General features: G+C 67.1%; 1 protein-coding gene. It reads right to left on the minus strand.

Annotated elements, in window-relative coordinates; genetic code table 11:
* A partial coding sequence (locus IEZ12_RS22345; protein WP_189273993.1) for a CLIPPER-2 domain-containing protein occupies positions 1 to 2,824 on the minus strand: 2,824 nt, incomplete at both ends.

Genomic DNA, 2,824 nt, shown 5'->3' on the forward strand with positions numbered 1-2,824 from the left:
GCCACCGCCGCCGTGCTTCGGCGGCGCCGTCGGACGAGGAACCTTCACACAGCCCTCGCCCTTCTGCTTCTCCGGGCACTCCGACACGGTCACGCACAGCGACACCGGCCGGCTCTCCACCAACTGCCCCTGCGGGTCACGACCCGAGGCCGTCGCCGTGTTCGTCACATGACCGGCCTTCGCGTCCTCCTCGGTGACGACGTACGTCCCGTGGCAGGTCGTGCTCTCGCCCGGGTTCAACGTCGTCGCGTCGCAGGCGACATGTGCGACCCGGTCATCAGCAACAGCGACGTCCGTCAGCACCGTCGTCCCGGTGTTGCTCACCATGTACGTGTACGTCACGGTGTCACCCACCTGCGCGGAACCCGACACGTCGGACCGCTTCGTGATCGACAGCGACGACGCACCCGAAGTGGTCTCCACCGTCACCTCGCTCGGCCCGCTCTCCACCGGGCGACCCTCCGGGTCCACACCACTCGCACGGGCCGTGTTCGTCACATGACCCGCCTCGACATCCTCCTCCGTAATCGTGTAACTGCCGTGGCACACCGTGCGGGCGCCCGGGTTCAACGTCGTCGCGTCACAAGTCACCGACGCGACACGGTCGTCCGCAACGGTCACATCGTGAACGACCACGGCGCCCGTGTTCGCCACCGTGTACGTGTACCGCACCCTGTCACCCACCCGGAACGGGCCCGCGCTGTCGGCCTTCTTCACGATGGACAACTGCGCCTCGCCCACGACCGTGACCGTGGCCTCGGCCGGCGGGCTCTGCACCGCCCCGCCATTGGGATCGGTGCCGTTCGCGCGCGCCGTGTTCGTCACATGACCCGCCGCGGCATCCGCCGCCGTAATCGTGTAACTGCCGTGGCAGAGCGTGCTCGCACCCGGGTTCAGCGTCGTCGCGTCGCAGACGACCGACGTGACGTGGTCGTCCACCACAGCGACGTCGTGGACCGCCACGGTGCCGGTGTTCGTCACCGTGTACGTGTAGTGCACCGTGTCACCCGCATGGAACGGACCCGCGCTGTCCGCCGTCTTCTCGATGGTCAACTCGGCCTCACCCACGACCGGAACGGTCGCGTCGATCGGCGGGCTCTGAACCTCCTGCCCCGCAGGATCCGTGCCGGTCGCGCGAGCCGTGTTGGTCACATGACCGGCCTGGACATCAGCCGCGGTAACCACGTAGCTGCCGTGGCACAGCGTGCTCTGACCTGGATTCAGCGTGGTCGCGTTGCACGTCACCGACGCAACATGGTCGTCCGCGACGCTCACATTGTGAACGACCGCCGTACCCGTGTTGGTGACGGTGTACGTGTAGTTCACGGTGTCGCCCACGTGGAACGGGCCGGCAGAATCCGCCGCCTTCTCGATCGACAGCAGCGCCTCGCCCACCACGGGGACAGTGGCCTCACCAGGAGGACTCTGCACCGTCCGGCCTTCAGGGTCGGTACCGGTCGCATGAGCGGTGTTCGTCACGTGGCCGGCCTGCACATCGGCTGCCGAGACCACGTAACTGCCGTGGCAGAGCGTGCTCGCACCCGGGTCCAACGTCGTCGCATCACACGTCACCGAAGCAACGCGGTCGTCCGAAACGGTCAGGTTGTGCACCGGCGCGGTCCCCGTGTTGGTCACCGTGTACGTGTACGTCACGGTGTCGCCGACATGGAACGGGCCGACGGAGTCCGCCGTCTTCTCGATCGACAGCAACGCCTCACCCACCACCGGGACAGTCGCCTCACCAGGAGGACTCTGCACCGGCTCACCGTCCGGATCGGTGCCGTTCGCGTGAGCGGAGTTGGTCACATGACCGGCCTGAACATCAGCAGCAGTAACGACGTACGAACCGTGGCACAGCGTGCTCGCACTCGGGTTCAACGTCGTCGCATCACACGTCACCGAAGCGACGTGGTCGTCCGCCACCCTGATGTTGCTGACGGCGCCCGTGCCCGTGTTGGTGACGGTGTACGTGTAGTTGACCGTGTCACCCACGCGGAACGGACCGGCACTGTCCGCCGTCTTCTCGATGGTCAGCCGACCCTCGCCCACCACGGGGACGGTCACCTCACCGGGCGGGCTCTGCACCGGCTGACCCTCGGAGTCCGTGCCGTTCGCGTGAGCGGTGTTGGTGACATGCCCGACCTGAACATCAGCCGCCGTAACGACGTACAAACCGTGGCACAGCGTGCTCGCACCCGGATTCAACGTCGTCGCATCACACGTCACCGACACAACGTGGTCGTCCGTCACGGTCAGTCCGTGCACCGCCGCCGTACCGATGTTCGTCACCGTGTACGTGTAGGCGACGGTCTCACCCACGTGGAACGGGCCTACGCCGTCAGCCGTCTTCTCGATGGACAGCTGCCCCTCGCCCACGACCGGAACGGTCGCCTCGCCAGGAGGACTCAGCACCGTCTGACCCTCGGGGTCGGTGCCCTCCGCATGAGCCGTGTTCGTCACCTGACCCGCCGACACATCCGCCGCCGTCACAACGTAGGCGCCGTGACAGAGCGTGCTCTGACCCGGGTTCAGGGTCGTGGCGTCACACGTCACCACAGCGACGTGATCGTCCGTGACCGTGAGGTTGTGCACGGGGGCCGTACCGGTGTTGGTGACGGTGTACGTGTAGTCGACGGCGTCGCCGAGGTGGAACGGGCCGCCGCTGTCGGCGGTCTTCTGGATGCTGAGCTCCGCAATGCCCACCACGGGGACGGTGGCTTCGCCGGGCGGGCTCTGCACCGGCTGGTCCTGCGGGTCGAGGCCGGTGGCGTGGGCCGTGTTGGTCACGTGGCCGGCCTGCACATCTTCAGGAGTGATGACGTAC

Source organism: Kitasatospora griseola (assembly GCF_014648555.1).
GTDB classification, from domain to species: domain Bacteria; phylum Actinomycetota; class Actinomycetes; order Streptomycetales; family Streptomycetaceae; genus Kitasatospora; species Kitasatospora griseola.